Origin of the sequence: Bradyrhizobium sp. (assembly GCF_019242285.1) — a bacterium.
Taxonomy (GTDB): domain Bacteria; phylum Pseudomonadota; class Alphaproteobacteria; order Rhizobiales; family Xanthobacteraceae; genus Bradyrhizobium.
On record NZ_JAFAVV010000611.1, the window covers coordinates 1 to 5,425 of the forward strand.

Consider the following 5,425-nt stretch of genomic DNA (forward strand, 5'->3'; position numbering starts at 1 on the left):
TCATCCGCGAGCCAAACGCGGAGCGGCTTCAGGCCCAGACTGCCGTAAGCAATACGATGCCGTTGAAGGAGATGCTCGGCTACAGAAACATTTGGGTTTGTACGATCATCAGCTGCCTGATGGTGGCCTGGCTCCTCATTCAGCTCACCTTTCTCCCGATCTACCTGGTCCAGACCCGCGGCTTGTCCCCAGGGGCCATGAGCGTGGTCTTGAGTGCGCTTGGACTTGCTCAGGCGGCCTCGTCAATTCTCGTGCCGGCGCTGTCTGATCGGTTTGGAAGGAAGCCCATCCTGATGCTGTTCATCCTTACTGGCGTGATCGCTCCGGTTGCGACTGTCCTGTTCCAGGGGCCCCTGCCGCTGATGGTGTTGATCATGGCCATCGGTTTTCTGGCCATCGGCGCTTTCTCTCTGTTCATGGCCACCGTGCCATCCGAAACCATCCCGCCGACCTACGTCGCCAGCGCGCTCGGGTTCATTATGGGAGTAGGGGAGATCGTGGGTGGCTTTGCCGGTCCGGGGCTTGCCGGCGTCGCGGCCGACGCCTTCGGCCCGGCAAGCCCGATGTGGATCGCCGCGGCGCTTGGCGTCGGCGCCGGCCTGTTCTGTCTGATGCTGCAGGAGACGGCGCCGCGCATCGTCGGCATCAAGAGCGCGGAAGCCGCGACGGCTGATCATCAGCACGAGATCGCGCCCGAGTCTGTGCTTTCAAGGTGATCGGAAGACAGGGGTCTGAAATGGGACGGCGATTCGAGAAAAAGGTTGTTTTGATCACCGGTGCCTCCGGAGGCATCGGCCGGGCGACTGCCCTGGCGTTCGGCGAGGAGGGAGCGCGCGTGGTCGTGGCTGATATCGACCACGACGGGGGCCGCCAGACTGTCTCCTTGATCAGAACTGCGGGGGCGGACGCGAGCTTCGTCGCTGCCGATGTGAGTCGGAACGCGGATTGCGAGGGCATGGTTGCCCATGCGCTCTCGCGGTTCGGCCGGCTTGACATCGCTTTCAACAATGCCGGCATTGCAAGCCCCGGGTTTCCGATCGCCGAGGAGGAGGAGATCGCCTGGGATCGCATCATAGGGGTCAATCTGAAGGGCGTTTTCCTTTCGATGAAGCACGAAATACCTGCGTTGCTGAAGAGTGGCGGCGGCGCCATCGTCAACACCGCGTCAGTTGCAGGCCTCGTCGGCACACGCGCCCTCGGCAGCTATTGTGCCTCCAAGCACGGGGTGGTTGGTCTAACGCGCGCCGCGGCGCTCGACTACATAGACCGCGGCATACGCATCAACGCGATCTGCCCCGGCGCGACCAGGACCCCTTTACTGGAAAGCTGGTTTCAGAACCCCGGTGTTGAGAAGCATATCATGCAGCTGCATCCGATCGGTCGCCCCGCGGATCCGGTTGAGATGGCTCGTGCGGTGCTGTTTCTCGCTTCGGGGGATGCGTCCTTCATGGCCGGACATGCGATGCCAGTCGATGGGGGCCTGACGGCCCAGTAGGTCGGCCGTCGTTCCTCTGCGATGAATCGACGATCCTCTTATAGTCGGCGACGGATTGTCCGGTGACCTTTGTGACGATGGCCGAGAGCAAGTAGGTCGCCGCGCTTGTGTAAACCCATTTGTTCCTGGCTGATACACGACTGGAATTTTGAAAAATTCCGCGACCCAACTGCTCCTGATTGGCCGCCAGCGCCTCCTTCCTACTGCAGGCCCAGGGGTCGAACGCACAAGCCGTCGCGCTGGCGAATGCCGGCGGGGACACCGTGACCGCCATCAAGCAGGCCGCCGAGTTCAACATAGGTGAGGAGCAGAGACTCGTCGCGCTGATCTTCGACCTGCAGAGCGCGACATCACTTGGACTTAAGGCCGCTCAGGGCCTGACCGCGATGAACGCCTTCTACTGGGACATGAATGATACCACGCGCGCCTGGTCAAAACGCTACCAAGAGCGCGAACCGAAGCAAGGCATGCCCAATCACATGCAGGCCGGCGTGTACTCGGGCATCATGCACTACCTGAAGGCAGTCGAAAAGGTCGGCTCCGCAGCGGACGGCCGGGCGGTGGTTGCCGCGATGAAATCAATGCCGATTGACGATCCGCCATTCGAGCAACTGACTAAACGCTCTCGTGGAAGTCGGCTACAGCGCGTCGGCAAGGCGCACGACTGCTTTCGTGCTTTGCGCATCTTACAGTGTTGGTGCTTGGCTTGGCGCCAAGCTGCACATGACCCGATTCCGGCCGTTCCGCTTGGCAGCGTACAGCGCCTGATCGGCCGACTTCATGAGTGCCGAAAGCGCCGAAACCGTCTCACCGACGCTCGCCACGCCAACGCTGACCGTCACGCGGTGCTCTATGATCGAACAAGCGCCTTCAGCGATCTGATGCCGAAGGCGATCGGCTTGGGCTTGAGCCGCGCCAAGATCCGTTTCCGGAAGCAGAAGCGCAAATTCATCGCCGCCGACCCGACCCAGAACGTCCAAACTCCGTTTGCGGGCACACGCGAGGTTTGTCACGTGAAGAATGACTGCATCGCCCGCTTCATGACCAAAACGGTCATTGATCAGCTTGAAGTTATCGATATCAATCATCAAGAACGAAAGAGGCCGTCGGTAGCGCCGGGCACGCTCCCATTCCCGCTCTGCGAGTGTCATGAAATGGCGGCGGTTGAAAATGCCGGTCATTCCGTCGATGCTCGCCAATCTTTCCATTTCCTGCGCGTTCCGGACAATATCGGTGACATCGCCGTAAGTCAGCATGCGGCCGCCGCCGGGGAGGATGGCGAGCTGACATCGCAGAACCGTGCCATTTGTCATCGGTAGATCCATGGGCGTCGGATCGCCCGATCTTACCCACTCAAGCCGGCGAGCTACATAGTCGCTGACATCGACCGCATCCGCGCCTGCTGCTTCCTGCAGCATGTCGGCGTAATACGGTTTTTCGCGCCGGATCCGCTCGGCGGAAAACGCCTTAAACATCGTATGCAGAACCGGATTGCTGTAGCACGCCCGTAGGTCTCGATCGAGCAGCAGCAGACCGCTCTGCACGTTGTCTAAAGAAGCATACAGCGTTGCAAGTTCCTGCCGCGTCTGAGAGAGCTCTGCACGCAGGCTTGACGGCTGCTCGCCGTCCGGCCGAAGGCCTTCAGGCGATTTCCCTTTGGCGCGCTGTGAGCGATTCCCGGCCATCCTGGCTTGCAATCCCCGTCCGAAAGCGAGACAAATTCTTTGGTTCGAATGCGGGAGGATGCGCGCAAAACCTGAGGACTGGGTTATCGCAACGGGGCACTACATGCGAGTTCGCGGGGTGGTAAATTTTGTCCGAACGACGCGACTACCTCCAAAGTGCCCCGATGATCGGCAAGAAGCACGATTAGCCATAGGACGGTGCCCCGCAGGCCGTCGGAACACGGTTCTGCGACGCGAGTCGATGGGCAAGCGTCTTGATGAAGTCCTGGAAAACCCAGAGCTGAAAGCGCCGCACCGCATAGCCCAGCTGGCCCGCAAGACCATCCAGGTCGATATCAATGACAGCCGCCTCGGACCTGGGCTTTCCCTTGCCCTTCGCCTTTCGCGACGGCTGCAGCTGCGCCGGGGCTTGGGCTGACCGGTTCGACACGTCGATTCTCCCGTCTATTCCCTCCTTCTTATTGGTTCGCAAACCGTGGCAAGACGGCATATTGTTGTTTGTTACAACAATAGTGACGATCAACATAGCGGTGAGTCCCAGGGACCTCGACCCACGGCGAACCCGCCAAAGCGCCGGGAGCCGAACCGGGGAGGCGTGACACGATGTGTTCAGCCGTGAACAGAACGCATTCGCCCTCGATTGCCTTGAGAGGGCCGTTGAGAGCCTCGAGCCGGAGGAAGCAGCCGTCCTTGCGCTTTTGCGCGGCCGTCTTGTGAAAGAAGCCGAGCGCGCCGCGGCGAAGAAGCAGCGCGCGAAAGCCGCCTGATTATTCCTCGTCTTCCTTGGCGAACGACTTGCCAGCGTCCTTGATGGCATCAAGAGCTACCTTGGGCCCTTTCCAGCCGAGGATGTTGAGCTTTTTGTCCTCAAGCTCGTCGGTCGCGATAAAGAACTTCTCAAGCTCTTCCCGGATCGGTTTGGAGAGATCCGCGACATCCTTTAGCGACCGCTCGGAATGCGAGCGCCGCGGCACAGCGAACAGGCGGTCGTTGCGCTCTGACTTCTTTTTGCTCTTCTGCTCGATCTGCAGGATGCCAATAACGCGGCAGGTGATGACCATGCCAGGAAAGGTCGCAGCGTCGTGGATCACCATGATGTCGAGCGGGTCGCCATCGTCGGCCTTCGTCGAAGGCACGAAACCCCAATCGTGGGGATAGGTCAGGCCGGTCAGCAGCGACTTGCTGAGGGCGAAGGTCTCAAGCTTGGGATCGTAGGCAAATTTTGCGCGGCTGCCGCGCGGCGTTTCGACGACGGCATGAACGTCGCCATCGTCGGTAAAGGACGGGAGATTGAAGAAATTGGGCATGGGAATGTCTCGCGGGGTTGAAATCTGCCAAGCAACCAAATGCCCGTTGGGGTCCGGTTTTTCCAGGCGAATCGACATCTTCCGACCGCCGCCTGTCTACGTGGTGCAACCGGAAACGTATTCGCGGAGGGCTAAGCCGTTTGGGCCTACTGATCACCTCGCTCAGACCGAGGATTCCCTGACCAAACTCGCTGCGTATGGTCTCCAAGAACATGACCGATTAACCATCGGTGCCGTCCTCAGACACCTGATCGTGTGGGTCTTTCTAAATGGCCGGAGTCCGTTTGTCGCTCAGGGTCCGTCCCGTCGAAACCACAACATTGGAGTTCACGGATTGTTCCTCAACGGGGGCATGGCGCGCGACTTCTAATCTGGCTGCCGGACCGTTCCTAACCGCCGATCGGATTCGCAACAGGAGAGTACGATTTGCCTGCCGCCTCGGCGCTGGTTGGGTACAAGCGCTCGCTGCCCGCAGCGGCAAGGATGCGAAGGTGTTTATGAGACAAAATAGAATGGCCAATAGCAACTTGTGTGACCGAAGCGGGTTTTTTGTCGTCGAAGGGCGGGCTCTGTTCGAGGAGCTACCAGATGGCAAAATCCAGAGGTCTTGATCGGCGAGACTTCATTTCGGTCGCGGCTGCAGGGCTGGCGGTTGCCGGGACACCCGCGCGGACCAGCGCGGCCACACAGCCTGCGGAAACCGCCTCCTCGATAACACCGCAGCCGATGCCCGAGTTCGGGGACGACCAAAACACCGCCGACATCTTGGTTGAGATCCTGATCGCCTGGGGGGCGACGCATGCCTTCGGTATCGTTGGCGACGGCATCAATTCCATCATTGAAGCGCTGCGGAAGCGCGCTGACCGTATCAAATATATCGGCGTGCGCCACGAGGAGGCAGCAGCCTTCATGGCTTCCGGTTTCGCCAAGCATACGGG

7 protein-coding genes and 1 pseudogene are annotated in these 5,425 nt (G+C 60.2%); 5 read left to right on the top strand and 3 right to left on the bottom strand.

Going from position 1 to position 5,425, the window contains the following annotated elements; genetic code table 11:
- The 3 genes and pseudogenes from JOY90_RS25005 to JOY90_RS25015 all read left to right on the top strand — a co-directional run.
- A partial coding sequence (locus tag JOY90_RS25005; RefSeq protein WP_291693787.1) for an MFS transporter occupies positions 1-716 on the top strand: 716 nt, incomplete at its 5' end.
- Between the two features lie 20 nt (positions 717-736).
- The gene (locus tag JOY90_RS25010) at positions 737-1,495 is read left to right on the top strand and encodes a glucose 1-dehydrogenase (protein WP_291693788.1); all 759 of its coding nucleotides are present in this window, start codon (positions 737-739) and stop codon (positions 1,493-1,495) included.
- A gap of 179 nt (positions 1,496-1,674) precedes the next feature.
- Positions 1,675-2,091 (top strand): annotated as a pseudogene (locus JOY90_RS25015) (ABC transporter substrate-binding protein); the annotation flags it as partial.
- Between the two features lie 90 nt (positions 2,092-2,181).
- On the opposite strand, the gene JOY90_RS25020 reads toward JOY90_RS25015, so the two are convergent.
- The gene (locus tag JOY90_RS25020) at positions 2,182-3,180 is read right to left on the bottom strand and encodes a sensor domain-containing diguanylate cyclase (RefSeq protein WP_291693793.1); all 999 of its coding nucleotides are present in this window, start codon (positions 3,178-3,180) and stop codon (positions 2,182-2,184) included.
- Between the two features lie 184 nt (positions 3,181-3,364).
- Positions 3,365-3,706, bottom strand: coding sequence for a hypothetical protein (locus JOY90_RS25025; protein ID WP_291693789.1), 342 nt, complete (start codon positions 3,704-3,706; stop codon positions 3,365-3,367).
- 79 nt (positions 3,707-3,785) lie between these two features.
- On the opposite strand from JOY90_RS25025, the gene JOY90_RS25030 reads away from it, so the two are divergent.
- Positions 3,786-3,947, top strand: a complete 162-nt coding sequence (locus tag JOY90_RS25030; protein ID WP_291693790.1) for a hypothetical protein — start codon at positions 3,786-3,788, stop codon at positions 3,945-3,947.
- On the opposite strand, the gene JOY90_RS25035 is transcribed toward JOY90_RS25030, so the two are convergent.
- A complete protein-coding gene (locus JOY90_RS25035) occupies positions 3,948-4,565 on the bottom strand; it encodes an inorganic diphosphatase (protein ID WP_291693791.1) in 618 nt (205 codons plus the stop codon). It lies immediately after the preceding gene.
- A 510-nt stretch (positions 4,566-5,075) separates the two neighbouring features.
- Here JOY90_RS25035 and JOY90_RS25040 point away from each other — a divergent pair.
- Positions 5,076-5,425 (top strand): thiamine pyrophosphate-binding protein (locus tag JOY90_RS25040; protein WP_291693792.1); only part of this gene is annotated, 350 nt, incomplete at its 3' end.

Excerpts from the sequence above, each read along its gene's own strand:
- JOY90_RS25010 (WP_291693788.1), top strand. The coding sequence starts at position 737 with ATGGGACGGCGATTCGAGAAAAAGGTTGTTTTGATCACCGGTGCCTCC.
- JOY90_RS25020 (WP_291693793.1), bottom strand. The coding sequence starts at position 3,180 with ATGGCCGGGAATCGCTCACAGCGCGCCAAAGGGAAATCGCCTGAAGGC.
- JOY90_RS25025 (WP_291693789.1), bottom strand. The coding sequence starts at position 3,706 with ATGTTGATCGTCACTATTGTTGTAACAAACAACAATATGCCGTCTTGC.
- JOY90_RS25035 (WP_291693791.1), bottom strand. The coding sequence starts at position 4,565 with ATGTCGATTCGCCTGGAAAAACCGGACCCCAACGGGCATTTGGTTGCT.